General features: G+C 40.1%; 13 protein-coding genes. 11 read left to right on the forward strand and 2 right to left on the reverse strand.

The window, feature by feature from the left end; translation table 11 throughout:
* Positions 1 to 70: 70 nt before the first annotated feature.
* Positions 71 to 796, reverse strand: coding sequence for a tetratricopeptide repeat protein (locus tag H5087_RS03255; protein WP_149593050.1), 726 nt, complete (start codon positions 794 to 796; stop codon positions 71 to 73).
* A 780-nt stretch (positions 797 to 1,576) separates the two neighbouring features.
* Between H5087_RS03255 and H5087_RS03260 the strand changes: the two genes are divergently transcribed.
* From H5087_RS03260 to H5087_RS03290, 7 genes are all read left to right on the forward strand, one after another.
* Positions 1,577 to 2,440, forward strand: coding sequence for a DUF6279 family lipoprotein (locus tag H5087_RS03260; RefSeq protein ID WP_182671148.1), 864 nt, complete (start codon positions 1,577 to 1,579; stop codon positions 2,438 to 2,440).
* A gap of 84 nt (positions 2,441 to 2,524) precedes the next feature.
* Positions 2,525 to 3,553 (forward strand): XdhC family protein, encoded by a 1,029-nt coding sequence (locus tag H5087_RS03265; protein ID WP_182671149.1) that lies wholly within the window; start codon positions 2,525 to 2,527, stop codon positions 3,551 to 3,553.
* Positions 3,547 to 4,140: a nucleotidyltransferase family protein gene (locus tag H5087_RS03270; protein WP_182671150.1), complete on the forward strand. Its 594-nt coding sequence runs from the start codon at positions 3,547 to 3,549 to the stop codon at positions 4,138 to 4,140. The genes H5087_RS03265 and H5087_RS03270 overlap by 7 nt, the downstream gene beginning before the upstream one ends.
* Positions 4,141 to 4,339: 199 nt before the next feature.
* A complete protein-coding gene (locus H5087_RS03275; protein ID WP_007582016.1) occupies positions 4,340 to 4,828 on the forward strand; it encodes a (2Fe-2S)-binding protein in 489 nt (162 codons plus the stop codon).
* Between the two features lie 12 nt (positions 4,829 to 4,840).
* Positions 4,841 to 7,132 carry a xanthine dehydrogenase family protein molybdopterin-binding subunit gene (locus H5087_RS03280; RefSeq protein WP_182671151.1) on the forward strand — a complete coding sequence of 764 codons (2,292 nt, stop codon included), beginning with the start codon at positions 4,841 to 4,843 and terminating at the stop codon, positions 7,130 to 7,132.
* Between the two features lie 185 nt (positions 7,133 to 7,317).
* Positions 7,318 to 8,289 carry a GTP 3',8-cyclase MoaA gene (gene moaA / locus H5087_RS03285; RefSeq protein WP_024593165.1) on the forward strand — a complete coding sequence of 324 codons (972 nt, stop codon included), beginning with the start codon at positions 7,318 to 7,320 and terminating at the stop codon, positions 8,287 to 8,289.
* Positions 8,290 to 8,436: 147 nt separating this feature from the next.
* Positions 8,437 to 9,474, forward strand: coding sequence for a GGDEF domain-containing protein (locus H5087_RS03290; protein ID WP_182671152.1), 1,038 nt, complete (start codon positions 8,437 to 8,439; stop codon positions 9,472 to 9,474).
* Positions 9,475 to 9,484: 10 nt separating this feature from the next.
* On the opposite strand, the gene H5087_RS03295 is transcribed toward H5087_RS03290, so the two are convergent.
* Complete coding sequence (locus H5087_RS03295) at positions 9,485 to 10,423, reverse strand: LysR family transcriptional regulator (RefSeq protein WP_002958690.1); 939 nt, start codon at positions 10,421 to 10,423, stop codon at positions 9,485 to 9,487.
* A gap of 119 nt (positions 10,424 to 10,542) precedes the next feature.
* Between H5087_RS03295 and H5087_RS03300 the strand changes: the two genes are divergently transcribed.
* The 4 genes from H5087_RS03300 to H5087_RS03315 are packed head-to-tail and all read left to right on the forward strand — an operon-like array spanning position 10,543 to position 17,318.
* Positions 10,543 to 11,712, forward strand: a complete 1,170-nt coding sequence (locus H5087_RS03300) for an efflux RND transporter periplasmic adaptor subunit (RefSeq protein WP_149593042.1) — start codon at positions 10,543 to 10,545, stop codon at positions 11,710 to 11,712.
* A gap of 9 nt (positions 11,713 to 11,721) precedes the next feature.
* Positions 11,722 to 14,874, forward strand: a complete 3,153-nt coding sequence (locus tag H5087_RS03305; RefSeq protein ID WP_182671153.1) for an efflux RND transporter permease subunit — start codon at positions 11,722 to 11,724, stop codon at positions 14,872 to 14,874.
* Positions 14,867 to 16,279 (forward strand): TolC family protein, encoded by a 1,413-nt coding sequence (locus tag H5087_RS03310; RefSeq protein WP_182671154.1) that lies wholly within the window; start codon positions 14,867 to 14,869, stop codon positions 16,277 to 16,279. Before H5087_RS03305 ends, H5087_RS03310 begins: the two co-directional genes overlap by 8 nt.
* 10 nt (positions 16,280 to 16,289) lie before the next feature.
* Positions 16,290 to 17,318: a zinc-binding dehydrogenase gene (locus H5087_RS03315; protein ID WP_182671155.1), complete on the forward strand. Its 1,029-nt coding sequence runs from the start codon at positions 16,290 to 16,292 to the stop codon at positions 17,316 to 17,318.
* Positions 17,319 to 17,492 lie beyond the last annotated feature (174 nt).

The raw sequence follows: 17,492 nt of genomic DNA on the forward strand, positions 1-17,492 counted from the left end.
ATAAAAAAGGCTGAATTACGTTATGTAATTCAGCCTTTTTTAGATTAGTTTAAAGTTACGGTCTTAAACTCTAAAATAAGCGACCTTCGCCAGCATAGGTACCCACTTGTATTTTTGCATAAATGGCATCGGCTTTTTCTTTAGCTTCTTCAATTTCTTTAGGCAGCATTTTACGCTCATCAAGTTTACGGCTATGACTCGCTTGCATATTACCGTTGTACTCAGCGATAGTATTCCAAATATATGACTTTTCTAGATCTTTTGGCATACCTAGTCCTTCAAAATACATGAGGGCTAAATTAAATTGCGCTAAAGAGTAATTGTTTGCAGCTGCTTTTTCGTACCAGTTACGTGCCGCTTCATAGTCTCGTGTAACACCCACGCCATTAGCGTACATTACGCCCAAATTAAATTGAGCTGCAGGTAAATTCTTCTTAGCTGCTTTTTCAAATAAGGTAACTGCCATTTGATGATCAAGTTTAACGCCTTTACCTTCATCGTATAAAACCGCTAGAGCAAACATCGAATCAGCATGGTTTTTTTTAACGCCTTGTTGATAAAGTGCAGCTGCTTTGCGGTAATCGCGTGTTACACCGTATCCACCTTCGTATAATTTGGCTAGTTCGTAAATTCCTGGCGCAAAGCCTTTATCTGCTAGGTATTGGAATTCTTTTAGGGCGACTGCAAATTCACCTTCGTTAGCTGCTCTTATGCCATCTTCTAATGTTGCATGAGCAAAAGGGCTGGCAAGTAAAACGCCAGCAAGAACGAGTGCTTTTAGATTAAACTGTGACATATTAATGTCTCCAATTAGTAATAGTTTCGATAGATTTTAGAGCCAGTACATTTTTTAGGTTAAACACCCACTGCTATTTAGGCTCGCCCTTGAGGCGGTTTGCTCTTTGCTGCTCGGTTTTTTAATGAGCTTACTAAGCTACAAACTTTGCGCGGCGATTAAATAGCGCCTAGATAGAACAAATTTTAATCCTAAAAGTTCAACAGGCCATAGTTAAATGCTAATTTATTAAATTTTTGCACTATTTGCACATTATAAACGTTTAATACCCAATACATTTATGTAAAGACTAGATCGGCTACTATAAATAGATGCAAAAAAGGGGTCTACTGTTATGTTTTACGCCAGCTTTAGTGTAAACGCAAGGCGGCACCTTATAAGATCGTGCGTATAAAATGTAAATAACACCGCGGTGGACTTTCAAGGTAAGTAAATGAGTTTAAGAAGTGTAAGATACAGATTTTATAGAAAATTTAAAGATATAAAAAAAGCCCGTTAGGGCTTTTTTGAGTCATATTAACCGTCACTAATATGAGCAATGTAGCAAGTAAATGTGATATTTGGTGCTATTACTTGGGTCGAGTAAGCAATAACACGAAGCGGCACGTTCTTCTTTTAATGTGTCAGCATCCTTGCTGAATATTCTTCCATAGGCACTGAGGTCGGTACACTTTGTTTCTGATAATGATTATTAGTTAGATTACCGCGCAAGTCAATGCTTAATGATAATTATTATCAAATAAGATTTTCATGAGTATAAAATTTTAAATAAGGAAAGTGATGCTTAATAACCTAAAAACTAAAAAAGTGATAAATGCATGCTTTGCTATCAGCATGGTATTTTTGTGTAGTTGTTCAGCCTCATTTACTTATAACAACTTGAGCTGGCTTTCGTCATTTTGGGTAGATGATTATATTGATTTAAATAAAACACAAAATAAGCAGCTCAAACAGATCATTAACACGACTCAAGCATGGCATAGAAGTACGCAGCTACCAGCTTACAAACAAGACATCCAAAATATTAAGGCACTTTTTAACAACACACTAAGCAACGATCAGTTAAAAGAGCAGGTGGTTTTTGCTAAAAAGCATTGGCAAAACTTACTCGAATACGCGCACATGCCTTTAGCAGAGCTTGGGGCAACCTTATCAAGTGAGCAAAGAGAAGAACTTTTAAACAATATTCAAATAAAAATTAACGACGAACGTGAAGAGTTTGACGAACAAACCCCGCTTGAGCGAAAAAGTGAGCGTTTGGAAGAGCAATTTGAATACTACGAGCAGTGGATCGGCAAGCTTAATAAACAACAAAAAGCGCTGATTAAATCAACTAATGAGCAACATCAAGACTCTGGAATGTTGTGGTTGGAATACAAACAAACCCGTTTGAATGCAGCCAAACAGGTATTTGAAAATGTTGAAATAACAAAAAAAGAATTTATAAATCAGTTGAGTACAGTTATTAAAGAGCGCGAACTATATATGAGCGACGCACTATTGAAAAGCAATGAAGCAAACTTAGATTTATATATAAATTTACTCTACGAATTAAACTCAACTCTAAATGATAAACAACGCCAAAGCGTTAATGATCAATTTGATGAGTTAATTGAGACCTTAAACGATATAATAGAAAATTAAATTGTGCGTGAATTATTAAGTTTTAAATTAGCTGTTTAGGCTGATTTGTTTTTAAACGCAAAAATGCTTTTTAAAGGGCAATATATGGTTACAGATTTGAAAAGTATCTTAAACACTTGGTATCCCAACAGGGATAACCAAGAATGGGTTTTAGCTACTTTGTACAAAATTGAAGGCTCTAGTTACAGAAAGCTAGGGGCTATGATGCTTATTTCGAGCCTAGGCGAGCGCTTGGGGATGCTTTCGGGTGGCTGTTTAGAAGCTGACATACAACGCCATGCTAAACAAGTAATGAGTAGTTTAAGCAGTAAAACCATTAGTTATGATGCCACCGATGAAGACGATTTAACATTCCAACTTGGCATTGGTTGTGGGGGCATAGTACATATTTTACTGCAGCCCATTCACAAAGCTAATGACTATTTACAATTAGAGCTTGTATCTAAAGCACTTAATGAGAATAGACCAGGGCGATATCTTCAACAAGTAAGCCCCATTTTGCCAGCCGGTAGTGGTGTATTTTCGCAAAATGATGAGTTGCATGGCTTATCAATGAACCGCAAAGCGCAGTTGGTAGAATTACAAGGCGCTACGTGCTTGCAAACCTCTATTTATCCACCGCCCCATCTATTAATAGTAGGTGGTGGAGCAGATGCAGTTCCGGTTTATACATTTGCCAAACAACTTGGTTGGAGTGTAACGGTATGGGATACACGCGCGGCTAATGCAAAAAGACAATATTTTAAAAATGCAGATGCTATTTTGCGCATCACACCGAGTGAGTTAAAAGAATATTGCATAACCGATAAAGTCGATGCGACTATTTTAATGGCTCACAGCGTTGAACTTGACGCCAGTACGTTGGCTCAATTTAAAGATGTTCCGTTTAAATATATAGGGTTATTAGGTCCTAAGCACAGACGTGAACAAGTTTTAGAGCACGCAAATACGCGTGTTTCACAAATAAAGTCTCCTGTTTTTGGGCCTGTCGGTTTAAATTTAGGCGGCGACTCGCCAGAGAGTATTGCACTATCGCTGATCAGTGAAATACATGCAGTGCTGTGTGATAAAGATGCCCAATCACTGAGCCATTGGGGGCAAGAGCCGTGCTAATTGCAAAAGTAGTGTTGGCAGCAGGTCAATCATCTCGTTTTGATGGTTGTAAGCTAATAGCCGATGTGGGCTTAGGGCAAACAATGATTGAGCATGCTGTAAATACACTTCAAGCACTTGATGACACACCTGTGTATGTAGTTACCGGGGCATGGCATAAAGAAGTAGCGCGAGCACTGGCAGGTTATAAAAACATAGAGCTGATTGAGAACAAGCAATGGAGCCAAGGTTTGGGTCATTCAATCGCGACAGCTTCTCAAACTGTGTTTAAAAATAAGTCCTTTGATGGGATTTTATTTATGCTTGCGGATCAGGTTGAGCTCAAAGTAGCGCACTTAAGTGAGCTAGTTACTGGTTTTAAACGTAATTCATCGCGCTGGTGCGCAAACTATGGCGAGCGTTTAGGTGTACCCGCTATATTCCCAGCGGTTGATTTATCTCAGCTTGCAAGCTTAACTTCAGATAGAGGTGCGCAGCAATTACTGCGCTCCAGCAGTGAGGTCGTTAATACAATTAGTTTAAGTAGTGCGAGTGTAGACATCGATACTCAAAAGCAGCTAAGTAATTTTATAGCTAAAAATGAGTGAAAAAGTATTAGTAGGGCAAAATAAGTTTTAGCTGCGCTAACGCTTTAGTGCAGTGGTTATGGTACTTAGCTGTTAATGTAGCTGATGCGGTAACTATATGTGTTATGGATTAGTAGTTACAACAATCTTAACTGTTATAACCTGCGTTTAGATTAAATAATTTAAACACGGGTTATAAAGCTTAATCAAGGGGCAAGCTATGGTGACGTTTACAATTAATGGCAAGGTGGTTGAATCACACGCAAGTGAAGATACACCATTGTTATGGGTTATTCGTGATGAAATTGGATTAAAAGGTACGAAGTTTGGTTGCGGTATTGCAATGTGTGGTGCGTGTACGGTGCATTTAGATGGGCAAGCAACTCGCTCATGTGTTTTACCAATTGGCGCAATTGCAGGAAAAAACATTACCACAATTGAAGGGCTTAATAACGAACACCCACTTCAAAAAGCATGGGTTGAAGAGCAAGTACCACAGTGCGGTTACTGTCAGTCGGGGCAAATAATGCAAGCTGCTACATTACTAGCAGCTAACCCAAGTCCTTCAGATGAAGAAATAGTCAGCCATATGAATGGTAACTATTGTCGCTGTATGGCTTATAAACGTATTAAAACTGCTATTCAGCGCGCTGCAGATGAGTCACAAAGTGTAGTAAATATATTTGATCCAAATGCACAAGACGCTTAACTGGAGCCGATAATGAAAAAATTATTTCAAAAAAATAGCGAAACCGTTAATTTAAATCGTCGCTCGTTTATGATTGGCACTGCTAGCGCAGGTTTAGTCATGGCGTTTGCCCCAGCGTTATTTTCGGGTTCGCTCAGTGCAAAAGAATCAATTGCGCAACAAGCTTTTTCACCCACTATTTGGTGGACTATGAGCACCGACGGCGCCGTAGAAGTAAGTATTGCAAAAGCTGAAATGGGTCAACATATTGGTACTGCTCTTGCGCGTATTGTGGCTGATGAACTTGAATGTGATTGGGATAAAGTATCAATTACCTACGTAGATACTCATGAAAAATGGGGCTTTATGGTAACGGGTGGTTCGTGGTCTGTATTTCAAAGCTTTAAGCCATTATCTCAAGCCGGTGCTGCAGGTCGAATTGCATTAATAGAAGCTGGAGCTAAAATGCTCGGCGTGACTGCAGATAAATGTCGTGCTGAAAAGGGCTATATTATTGCAGGCGAAAAATCGGTTAGTTACGCAGACATAGTTAAAAAAGGCGAGTTTAATCGTACATTTACCAGTAATGAAGTTGCAAACCTGCCACTAAAACCTGCTAATAAACGTCATTTAACAGGGCTTAAACAAGACTTTAAAGCGCTTGATATACCAGCCAAAACAAATGGTACAGCAGTATATGGGATAGATGTAGAAGTTGAAGGCATGCTGTACGCGCGTCCAGTTATTCCACCAACTCGTTATGGCAGCACAGTAACAAACGTTGACGATAGTGCAGCAAAAGCAATTAAAGGTTACAAAGGCTATGAAATTTTAAATGACCCTAGTAACACAGTGCAAGGCTGGGTTGTTGTATTAGCTGATAGTTACCCAAGTGCCATTAAAGCAGTAGATGCTTTAAAGGTGAGTTACAAAAAGGGTGAGTCGGCAAATATATCTGAAGCTGATATTCAAAAAGAAGGTAAGCGATTATGCGAGCAACGCGACTCGGGCACTTTGTTTGTTGATGAAGGCGATATAAAGAAAACCCAAGCAGACGCTAGTGAGTCGTTAGAATCAATGTATACCACAGCGACAGCGAGCCATTATCAGCTAGAGCCATTAAATGCGGTTGCAGAGTTTAAAGACGGAAATTGGATTATTCATACAGGTAACCAATGGCAGTCACTTACGTTACCTGCGCTTGCTAAAGCACTTGATATAGAACAAAACAAAGTAATTATTCGTCCTTACTATTTAGGTGGTGGTTTTGGTCGTCGATTATTTGGTGATTGGACTGTACCTGCAGCTCTAACCGCAAAAGCAGTAGGTAAACCAGTAAAGCTGGTATTTACACGAGCAGACGATAGTTTATTCGATCAGTCTCGTTCTGCATCTGCTGCAAAAATGACGGCATCGTTTGATAAAAACGGTACTTTTACTGGTTTAGAGCATGCATTTGCTGCAGGTTGGCCTACTAAAGCAATGGCACCAGCGTTTTTATCACCGGGTGTTGATGGCAAAGGTAAATTTGATGCATTTTCAGCATCAGGCGCTGATCATTGGTATAGCATGAGCAGTCATCGTGCACGCGCTATTAATAATGAAGTTGCGCAAAGCACCTTTAATCCAGGTTGGTTACGTTCAGTAGGGCCAGGCTGGATTGCATGGAGTCTTGAGTCGTTTATTGATGAAATTGCCCATAAGCAAGGCAAAGATCCTGTTCAATTTAGAATTGAAATGTTAGATGGTAAAGGCAAGCAAGCGGGTAAAGCGCCTGAGAGCGTTGGCGGAGCACTGCGCTTACGTAATGTGCTTAAAACGGTGTCTGACAAAGTAGCTTCTGTAAAATTGGCGAAAGACGAAGGCATTGGTTTTTCTGTAAGCTCAGGGCAAGAACGCACAATGCCAGCATGGCTTGCAACCGCAGCGCATGTTCACGTTAATCGTGATAGTGGTAAAATAACGCTTAAAAAGCTTTATGTTGTTGTAGATGCGGGCTTAATAGTTCACCCAGATGGCGCACTTGCGCAAATTGAAGGGTCGTTACTATGGGGCAGCAGTCTTGCATTGCATGAGTCAAATACGTATAAAGATGGGCAAGTATCTGCGACTAACTTTAATACTTATTTACCGCTAAGAATGCAAGATATGCCAGATATGGACATCGAGTTTTTACAAAGCGATGAGTTTCCAGTTGGTTTAGGTGAGCCTGGCGTGATAGGGGTTGCTCCTGCTATTGGTAATGCAGTGTTTAATGCTGTAGGCGTGCGTTTACGTGACCTACCAATGAAGCCAAGCGAACTTAAAAAAGGCTTAGAAGCGTAAAACAAAAATAACTAAGGGGTATGCTTTAGGCTGCCCCTTTAAGTTATTAAATATATTTATGTAATTATTATTTATGTATCAATAGGTAGCGTTGTTTATACCAGTTTGCTTAATTAAACGATTAAGTATTATTGCAAATTGGTATTAGGTTGTTATTACGTGTTGATATTAGTTAAGGTTTATTTATGCTAATCGACCCAACAGGGCGAGAGTTTAGTTACTTACGTTTGTCTATTACGGATGTGTGTAATTTTAAGTGTGTTTATTGTTTACCAGATGGTTATCAGGGCGGTCCCGACCGTGGCTTCCTCACAATTGATGAAATTAGCAATACGCTTAAAGCGTTTGCACACCATGGTATTGAAAAAGTAAGGATCACTGGCGGAGAGCCAACCCTTAGAAAAGACTTTATAGATGTTGTTCGCGCGGCGAAAGATGTTGCGGGCATAAAAAAAATTGCAATGACTACCAATGGTTTTTCTCTTCATAAGAATATTCATGACTGGGTAGATGCAGGTTTAAACGCCATTAATGTAAGCATTGATAGTTTAGATTCACGCATGTTTAACACCATTACTGGGCATGACAAATTTACCTCAGTAATGAAAGGTATTGATACTGCGCTTGAAACGGGTATTGATTCGGTAAAAATAAACAGCGTGCTGATGAAGCAATACAACGCAAAAGAGTTTGATACATTTTTAAATTGGGTTAAACACCGCCCCGTTACCATCCGCTTTATAGAGTTGATGCAAACAAACGACAACAAAGCCTTTTTTGATGCTAACCATGTATCTGGGCAAGTTTTAAAAACTCAGCTATTACAAACGGGTTGGCAGCAAGTTGCGCGTAGTGCATCAGCAGGTCCTGCTCAAGAGTTTGCGCATCCTGATTATCAAGGCAGGATTGGTTTAATAATGCCTTACAGCAACGATTTTTGTAGTACCTGTAACCGATTAAGGGTTACAGCAAAAGGAAATCTGCACTTGTGTTTGTTTTCTGAAGAGGGTATTTCGCTAAGAGAATATATGAACGACAGTTCGAATAGTGAATTAATGGCATTGTTATCTCGCTATATTAAAACTAAAAAGCCAACTCATCTTTTACATCAAGGTAACACAGGTATTACTACTAATTTATCTATGTTAGGTGGCTAGTTGTTAGAGCTAATTTGTAAACGAAAACATCAAACGTGTTCCTAAAATATCTATAAAAGGGAGTGTTTACATGGTTTTAGAGTAACAAAGCTTGTTAAATTGTATTTTCACGTTAAACTTACTTTTTATTTTTATTAAGTGATTAGAATGGATATCGCAGCCCTTAATAGCACTAAATCATTAAGAAAAAACGTTCTAAGAGGAATGTGCCTTTGCTTTGGTGTTTTATCGGTTGGATTTGCGGGATTTAATTTAACCGTAAATAACTTTCCATTGCTTGGCTATATCGAAATCTGTTTTTCTATTTATTGTATATTTACTTACATTACACTTATACGCCGCCCATTACAGTTTTGGCAATCCGTTGTAATGTGCGCACTTATCACATCCATTGTTATTTTAGGTACATCTTTGGCGTCGCCTCGTAACGGTGTTTATGTATGGTCGTTTGCATTACCTATTTTGTACTACCTACTATTAGGTAAACAATATGGTGTAATTTTCTCTGCAAATTTATTAGTCATCCAAGTATTTATTTTAGGTAGTCAGTCTACGCTTGCCCCCTTTGAGACTTTTAACTTATCCCTTAATTTAATCTGTGCTTATTTAAGTATTTGGGCGATTTCTCACGTTTTTGAAGGGAGTCGTTCGCACTTTTCAAGGCGACTTAAAAATTTAGCGTTACTTGACCCGTTAACGGGTGCAGGCAATCGCCTTTCAATGAACCACTACTTTGAAGTAGAACTACAAGATAAGTCACAGTTATATTTATTCTTACTCGATTTAGATTTTTTTAAACAAGTTAATGATGAGTATGGCCATGGTGTGGGTGACCAAGTGCTTATTGAAGTAGCGACTTTACTAAGAGTTTTACTCGCTAGAGGGTATGTATTTAGAGTAGGCGGTGAGGAGTTTGCTTTATTTAGCTCTTTTGAAAATGATGAGGCCGCGCTTAAAACTGCCGAACAAATAAGGGCATGTTTTGAAAGTACCACATTTGACATTGACGGCCTTGCAATCAATGTTACAACCAGTATTGGTGTCGCAAAATTTAAAAGTACCAATTCATTGGAAAGCTTTGTAAACCAAGCTGATAAACAGTTATATAAAGCAAAGCAATTTGGTCGCAATAAAGTGTATTGTAAGTTTAAAACAGAAAATGATTACGAGGCAGTTGTTGCGTAAGTCGTGCTACTTAGTACATTTGTTCAAAGTTAGGGATCCCGTTTTCCCAAATCGGCTTATCTTTTCCTAAATGCTCGCGCACAGCATCAAAAAATAATCGGGTTCTTACTGGTAAATCTCGATGCGGATATACGGCATACATCGCACTAAACTCCATCAGTTTTACATCGGTCAATAAAGGCACTAGCTTACCTTGTATTATTTCATCACCAATAATAAATGCAGGGGCAACAAAGTAAGTGGTGCCCGACAATGTTTTCATTAACAATGATTCTGCATCATTTGCCCTAAACACACTTTTTATTTTTTGCTCGCAGCGCTCACCTTTACTATCGTAATAATCTATTGCTTCTACTCGAATAGAATTACTGGCATAGCTTGCTGCTGGCAATTTCGCTAACTCTTCCATTGTTTTTGGCATACCATAAGTTTCAATAAACTGTGGCGCAGCTAAAATTAATAATCGATTACGCGCTATTTTACGTGCAATAAGTGATGAATCTTTGGGTTCACCTACACGAAAAGCCAAATCAAATCCTTCAGAGACTATATCTACTAATCTATCGTCTAAGCGCAGTTCAACTTCTACTTGCGGGAAGCGTTTTTGAAAATCATTAAGCACAGGTTGTAAATAACGGCGACCAATAAGAGTTGATGAAGTGATTTTTAAAACGCCGCGCGGCTCTAAATGATAGTTTTCAGCCATGCGCACGGTTTCACCGAGCAGCTCTCTAAGCTCAGCTGCTTTTTTGATCATTTCGGCGCCTGCCGCTGTGAGCGAAAATGAACGAGTAGTTCGGTTAAGTAACCTAACGCCTAACTCATCCTCTAAACGGCTAATTTGTTTAGATATAACAGAGCGATCTATGTTGCGTATTTCTGCAGCTTTAGCAAAAGAGCCTTGCTCAACTACTTCAAGTAACATTAAAAGTCGACTTGTTGTATCCATTATTACACCTTAACTAATCTATTGATGCCATTTTGGCATTAATGAATTTAAAAATCTATGGTTTTTACACACGGGTTTAATCCGTATTATGCGAGGCTAATCAACAATGGAGCGTCTTCATGAACAAACATCTAATTGCTGCTGCACTTACTGCGGCATCTTTAACACTTGCGGGTTGTGCTGATGAGAGCACAGCTCAATCAGCACCTGCACAGCAACTTCAACCAATTGATGTAGCACAGGTGCTTGTTAAGCCGGTACAAAGCTGGCACACATATACAACTCGTTTAGAGTCTCCACAAGAAGTTGCTTTAATGCCGCGTGTATCAGGAATCATCGATAGCATTGAATTTAAAGAAGGCGACGTGGTTAAGCAAGGCGATGTTTTATTTCAATTAGATGCACGCCCATTTGCAGCGGTTGTTGCAAGCTTAAAAGCACAAATTAAAAGTGCAGAAGCTGCCTTAGAACAAGCTAAAAGTGAAGACAAACGTGCTGTACGCTTATTAGACCGTAAGGCAATCTCAACTGAGCAAGCACAAGCGCGTACTTCAACACTGCGCCAACGCGAAGCACAGCTTTCTGCACTGCAAGCACAACTTACTTCAGCAGAGCTTGATTTAGAATTTACGTCAGTAGTATCACCCATTGACGGCATTATTTCTCGTGCAAATATTACTAAAGGTAATAACGTACTTGCGGGTCAAAGCGTATTAACATCGATTGTTTCAAACCAAGCTATGTACGCTTATTTTGATGTTGATGAACGCACATGGAATAGCTCTTTTAATGATGTTACTGCTGCGAGCCATCAAACTGTTGTAATGCAAAAAGTCGGTCAGAGTGATTTTGCATACAAAGGCTACATTAACTTTATTGATAACCAAATTAATTCATCAACGGGCACATTACGTGTACGTGCAGTATTTGATGAAGATAGTAATCAACTTCGAGCGGGTTCATTTGCACGCATTAAGTTAGCGGCTAATGAAGTGAGTGAAAAAGTTATTATTCCTGAGCGTGCAATTGGTACCGACCTTAAAAATCGTTTTGTATTAACCGTTGGCGAAAACAACGTACTTGAATACAAACTAATTACTATTGGTGAGCGTTACGGTGCATTACGTGCGGTTACTTCAGGCCTTAGCAAAGGTGATGTAATTGCAGTAAATGGTCCTGCTCGCGTTGGTCCTGGTATGCCAATCTCTCCTCAAACAGTAACAATTGATACAAGCGGTGTGGCATTTACATTGTCAAACGACAACGCACAACTTGTGGCTAAGCAATAAGGTTTATTGATGAAATTTTCGCATTTCTTTATACAGCGCCCAATATTTGCGGCCATGCTATCGTTGGTTATTTTAATTGCTGGTGGCATATCATTATTCCAACTACCAGTAAGTGAATACCCAGAAGTAGTTCCTCCTACAGTGGTTGTTACTGCCAGTTACCCAGGTGCTAACCCTACCGTTATTGCGCAAACAGTGGCAACACCGCTGGAGCAAGAAATTAACGGCACTGAAAACATGTTATATATGTTTTCGCAAGGTACCAGTGATGGCCGTATGACACTAACGGTAACCTTTGCGTTAGGTACCGATTTAGACCGTGCTCAAGTACAAGTTCAAAACCGTGTAAACAGTGCACTTCCACGTTTGCCAGAAGAAGTACAACGTTTAGGTGTTGTGGCTGAAAAGTCATCACCCGATTTAACCATGGTAGTGCATTTATATTCACCTAAAAAAACGCACGACACAGCTTACTTATCTAATTATGCTGATTTAAACATTAAAGATGAAATTGCACGCTTACCAGGCGTAGGTGATATTCGCTTATTCGGTGGCGGTAAATACTCAATGCGAGTGTGGCTAAACCCAGATGCACTTGCTGCACGCGAATTAACAGCAACAGATGTAGTAACAGCGCTTCGATCGCAAAACCAGCAAGTTGCTGCAGGTAGCTTAGGCGCGCAACCTATTTCAAACGACAATCAATTTCAAATACTGTTAAATGTTAAAGGCCGTTTAAACAGTATTGAAGAGTTTGAACAAGTTATTATTAAAGTAGGCGATGAAGGTCAGTTAACGCGTTTATCTGATATAGCCCGTGTTGATTTAGGGCAAGACACTTACGCACTGCGTGCAGAGCTTGATAACCAACCAGCTCTTGCAATGCCAATATTTCAACGCCCAGGTTCAAACGCTATTGAACTTTCTGATCAAGTACGTGAAACAATGGCGCGCTTGTCTAAAGATTTCCCTACCGGTGTTGAATACGACATTGTGTACGATCCTACGGTATTTGTTCGCGGCTCAATTGACGCGGTAATTGCCACTTTGCTTGAAGCAATTGTATTGGTAGTTATTGTTGTTATTGTATTTTTACAAACGTGGCGTGCATCAATTATTCCGTTAATTGCCGTGCCTATTTCACTCATTGGTACGTTTGCTGTAATGCAGTGGTTAGGTGTCTCAATTAACACCTTGTCGTTGTTTGGTTTAGTATTGGCCATAGGTATTGTTGTAGACGATGCGATTGTAGTTGTTGAAAACGTAGAGCGTAATATCGAAAATGGTTTATCGCCTCTTGAAGCAACCCGCGTTGCAATGAGCGAAGTAACAGGCCCTATTATTGCCATTGCGCTAGTACTAAGTGCTGTATTTATTCCTACTGCGTTTATTACCGGTTTATCAGGTCAGTTTTATAAGCAATTTGCCCTTACAATTACAATTTCGACGATTATCTCAGCGTTTAACTCATTAACGTTATCGCCTGCGCTTGCTGCATTGCTACTAAAATCGCACGATGCAAAACCAGATGCATTTACGCGTTTACTTAATAAATTGTTTGGTCGTTGGTTGTTTAAACCATTTAACCGCGTATTTAATCGTGGTGCTAAAGGTTACGAAAAACTGGTACAAAAACTAATTCGTATGACCGTTGTTGTAATGGTGGCTTATATTGCACTTGTTGGCGGCACAATTAAGTTATTTGATACCGTACCAGGTGGCTTTATTCCACAGCAAGACAAACAGTATTTAGTGGCTATTGCGCAGTTACCTGACGCTTCAAGCCTTGATCGTACTGAAGACGTACTTGCTCAAATGCAGCAAATTGCACTAGAAGTACCAGGCGTTGCAAATACTGTCGCATTCCCAGGTTTATCGGTTAACGGTTTTACCAATAGCCCTAACAGCGGCATTGTATTTACACCACTTGAAAGCTTTGACAAACGTACCGACCCGAGCCAATCAGCGATGGCGATAGCGGCGCAGTTGAATAAACGTTTTGCTGCCATTGATGAGGCATTTGTAGCGGTATTTCCACCGCCGCCAATTCAAGGTTTAGGGACTACCGGTGGTTTTAAACTGCAAATAGAAGACAGAGCTAACAAAGGGTTTGAAGCATTATTTAATAGCCTGCAAGCCGTTATTGGTAAAGCGCAACAAGACCCTGCATTAATGGGCCTGTACTCAAGTTTCCGTATCCAAGTTCCACAAATGGATATTGATATTGACCGCGAACAAGCGCTTATTCAAGGTATTCCACTTGATGAAGTATTTAATGCTCTGCAAATTTATTTAGGCTCTGTGTACGTAAATGACTTTAATATGTTTGGCCGTACGTACCAAGTAAATGCACAGGCTGATGCTGACTACCGCTTAGACCCTGATCAAATACTTAATTTAAAAGTACGTAACCGCTCAGGTAATATGGTGCCTCTAGGCTCTGTATTAACAGTAACTCCAACGATTGGTCCTGACCGTGTTATGCATTACAACGGTTACCCAAGTGCAGAGTTAAATGGTAGCCCAGCGCCAGGTTATAGTTCTGATCAAGCACAAGTTGCTATTGAAAAAGTACTCGCAGACACACTACCAACAGGTATTGAGTATGAGTGGACTGAAGTAACGTACCAACAAGTACTTGCCGGTAACACCATGGTTTATGTATTCCCGTTAGTTGTATTACTTGTATTTATGGTACTTGCAGCGCAGTACGAGAGCTTACGTTTACCACTGGCAATTATATTAATTGTTCCTATGACTATTTTCTCAGCCTTGTTAGGTGTGTGGTTTGTTGGCTCTGACAACAACATATTCACCCAAATAGCGCTAATAGTACTGGTCGCGTTGGCTTCTAAAAATGCGATATTGATGGTTGAGTTTGCAAAAGATAGACACGATTCAGGCTTATCGCACTTAGAGGCAATACTTGAGGCATGTCGTATGCGTTTGCGCCCAATATTAATGACCTCAATTGCATTTACAGCAGGTGTTGTACCGTTAGTACTTGCCACTGGTGCAGGCGCCGAAATGCGACACGCAATGGGTAACGCAGTATTCTCAGGCATGATAGGTGTAACCGTGTTTGGCCTATTGTTTACGCCGGTATTTTATATGCTAGTGACTAACAAAAAAGAGAAAGCGCAGGAGAATACTCATGACTAAATTAATGCAAAAAAGGCTGAAAACAAGTCTAACTGTCAGTGCAGTATTAGTTGCTGCGTTTTTAGCAGGGTGCGCGGGTAAAATAGACACCATGAGCGAGCAAAAAGCCGTTAACGAATTTGTTGCTAAGGCTAATATTGCTAGTAACGTTAGCGTTGCTGATGAAACAAACTGGTGGAAAAAGCTTAATTCTGATCAACTAAATGAGCTTGTTACTGGTGCGCTTGCAAATAACTATAATTTGCAAACAAGCCAGTTAACACTTAAAAGTGCATTAGCGCGATTAGGAGAGCAAAAAGCCCAGTACCTTCCGCAAGGTGGCGTAAATGTTGGCGCAGCTCGAAGCGATGCACCAAGCGTGTTTGACCGCCAATCAAGTGCAAACGTTGCACTTGATTGGCAGCTAGATTTATTTGGTCGCATAACGGCGTTGGTTGATGCTGCAAATGCATCGGCCATGAGCCAAGCAGAGCAAGTACGTTTATTACAAATAGAAGTAGTATCGTCAGTTGTTAAAGGCTTTGTGAGCTATCAGGGTAATGTTGAAAAACAACACATTGTAGCGCTTCAAATAGAAGCGCTTGAGCAAAGTATTGACGTTTTGCAAGCACGAGTTGATGAAGGTGTCGCTAACGAGCTTGATTTAAACCGTACTATGGCGCAGCTTAGGCAGCAACAAGCACTTATGCCTGCCATTGAGTATGCAAAATACAGCGACTTATCTGCGCTTGCAGTACTAAGCGGTAAGCTAGCGCAAAATATTGCTATTGAAAACGAGCAAGGCGTGCTTGAACGTGACTTTAGCGTCGCACTAAAAAACGCTAATAATGCCATTGCCTTACGTCCTGATATTAGCCGCGCGCTGTTTGATTTTAGCCAAGCAAATAGTTTAAGTGTTGCAGCTAGCAAAGCGTTATTACCCGATATTAGCTTATCTGCATTTGCAGGGGTTGTGAGTATAGACAGTACCGGCTTAAAAAATACCGATCAGCAGTGGCAAGTAGCGCCGCAGTTGCAATGGTCGTTATTAAGCTACCCAGCATTATTAGCTCAGCGCGACGCGCAGCAGTTTTTAAGTGAAGCCGCTTACAGCGATTATCAACAAGTAGTATTAACAGCACTCAGTGAAAGTGAACTTTCACTGCAATTGTTGGTCAATCAAGCACAGCAAAAACGCTTTGCCGATGAACGCTATGACTTTGCTAATAAAGCATTTTTACAAGCACAAGCAATGTATGAAGAAGGTCAAATTCCTTACCTTGAGTTGTTAGATGCGCGCCAGGATGTTTTAATAGCACAAGAAAATGCTGTTGAAACAACAATTTCTTCACTGCTTGCCAAAGTAAATGCTTACCAGTCATTTAATGGCCAATGGAGTTATGCGTTAAACGACACTAATAAGTAGAGTTATATTGATGCCAAATACTGAAAATTTACATGAATACATTATCCCGCAAACAATGCGCGCTATTGTACTGCCAGAACCAAATGAAGCAATTGACTTAGCGGATGCTGAGCTGCCTGTTCCAGACTGTGCAGATAACGAGCTGCTTGTAAAAGTAGAGTACGTTGGTTTAAATCCAGTTGATGGTCAATTTGCTAAAACAGGCTTTTGTAAATGGCAGTATCCACATATTTTAGGCTTAGATGCCGTAGGTGTTGTGGTTAAAGCTAATAAAGGTGTGTTTCCAAATGTTGGCGAGCGCGTTATGTGGCATGCCAACATTGGTGAGCAAGGTGCTTTGAGTGAATACACCAAAGTACCTAACTTTGCAGTGTCGGTTGTGCCAAGCGGTTTAAATCCGGCCATTGCAGCAACACTTCCATGCGCCGGTATGGCAGCACTCATCAGCTTAGATAAAATAGGCATTAGTGAAGGCGATACTATTTTTATTGAAGGCGGAGCCGGAGCAGTAGGGCAGTTTGCTATTCAATATGCAAAACAGCGCGGTGCAGATGTATTTACCACAGCATCAAAGCGTAACCATAAGTTGGTTAAGCAGTTAGGCGCTGATGTGGTTTTTGACTATAGCGATAAAAAGCTATGCGAAAAAATCCGCAGAGAACTTGGCCCGCAAGGCTTTGACGCGATTATTGATACAATTGGTGGCGAGTGTACTCAGCGTAATATTGAGTTAATGCGTTTTTGCGGACGTATTGCCTGCTTAAATCCGCTCCCTTGTTTTGATCAAGACTTAATGTATCACCGAGCCCCCAATATTAGCGTTGTATCAATTGGTGGTGCATGGCTTGCTAATAGTTTATGTGCACAACAACGCTTGAGCTTTATGGGCAACTTGTTACTTGAAGGAGTTGTTAGTGGCGACATTAAATACCCTGAAATAACGCCCGTAGATTTTAGTGCTGAGTCAGTATCGCAAGCGCTTAATAAACAACTTGCTGGTGGTTTTACCGGCAAGCAAATTGTTAAAGTTGCTAACTGAAGCGCTTATACAATTTGATTTAAATTTAAGTAGTTTTAGCTAGATCAACTGATAATGTAGCCTCTACAAATTGAATAAAAACGTAGCCTATTTGTGCTGCGTTTTTTTATGCCCATCAAAAAATAGATACAGCGCTAGCGCTTTTGCTGTTTTATTCATCATTTTAGTCAAAAT

The organism is Pseudoalteromonas sp. SR43-7 (genome assembly GCF_014163785.1).
Taxonomy (GTDB): Bacteria; Pseudomonadota; Gammaproteobacteria; order Enterobacterales; family Alteromonadaceae; genus Pseudoalteromonas; species Pseudoalteromonas distincta.

Excerpts from the sequence above, each read along its gene's own strand:
- H5087_RS03255 (WP_149593050.1), bottom strand. The coding sequence starts at position 796 with ATGTCACAGTTTAATCTAAAAGCACTCGTTCTTGCTGGCGTTTTACTT.
- H5087_RS03260 (WP_182671148.1), top strand. The coding sequence starts at position 1,577 with ATGCTTAATAACCTAAAAACTAAAAAAGTGATAAATGCATGCTTTGCT.
- H5087_RS03265 (WP_182671149.1), top strand. The coding sequence starts at position 2,525 with ATGGTTACAGATTTGAAAAGTATCTTAAACACTTGGTATCCCAACAGG.
- H5087_RS03275 (WP_007582016.1), top strand. The coding sequence starts at position 4,340 with ATGGTGACGTTTACAATTAATGGCAAGGTGGTTGAATCACACGCAAGT.
- H5087_RS03280 (WP_182671151.1), top strand. The coding sequence starts at position 4,841 with ATGAAAAAATTATTTCAAAAAAATAGCGAAACCGTTAATTTAAATCGT.
- moaA (WP_024593165.1), top strand. The coding sequence starts at position 7,318 with ATGCTAATCGACCCAACAGGGCGAGAGTTTAGTTACTTACGTTTGTCT.
- H5087_RS03290 (WP_182671152.1), top strand. The coding sequence starts at position 8,437 with ATGGATATCGCAGCCCTTAATAGCACTAAATCATTAAGAAAAAACGTT.
- H5087_RS03295 (WP_002958690.1), bottom strand. The coding sequence starts at position 10,423 with ATGGATACAACAAGTCGACTTTTAATGTTACTTGAAGTAGTTGAGCAA.
- H5087_RS03300 (WP_149593042.1), top strand. The coding sequence starts at position 10,543 with ATGAACAAACATCTAATTGCTGCTGCACTTACTGCGGCATCTTTAACA.
- H5087_RS03305 (WP_182671153.1), top strand. The coding sequence starts at position 11,722 with ATGAAATTTTCGCATTTCTTTATACAGCGCCCAATATTTGCGGCCATG.
- H5087_RS03310 (WP_182671154.1), top strand. The coding sequence starts at position 14,867 with ATGACTAAATTAATGCAAAAAAGGCTGAAAACAAGTCTAACTGTCAGT.
- H5087_RS03315 (WP_182671155.1), top strand. The coding sequence starts at position 16,290 with ATGCCAAATACTGAAAATTTACATGAATACATTATCCCGCAAACAATG.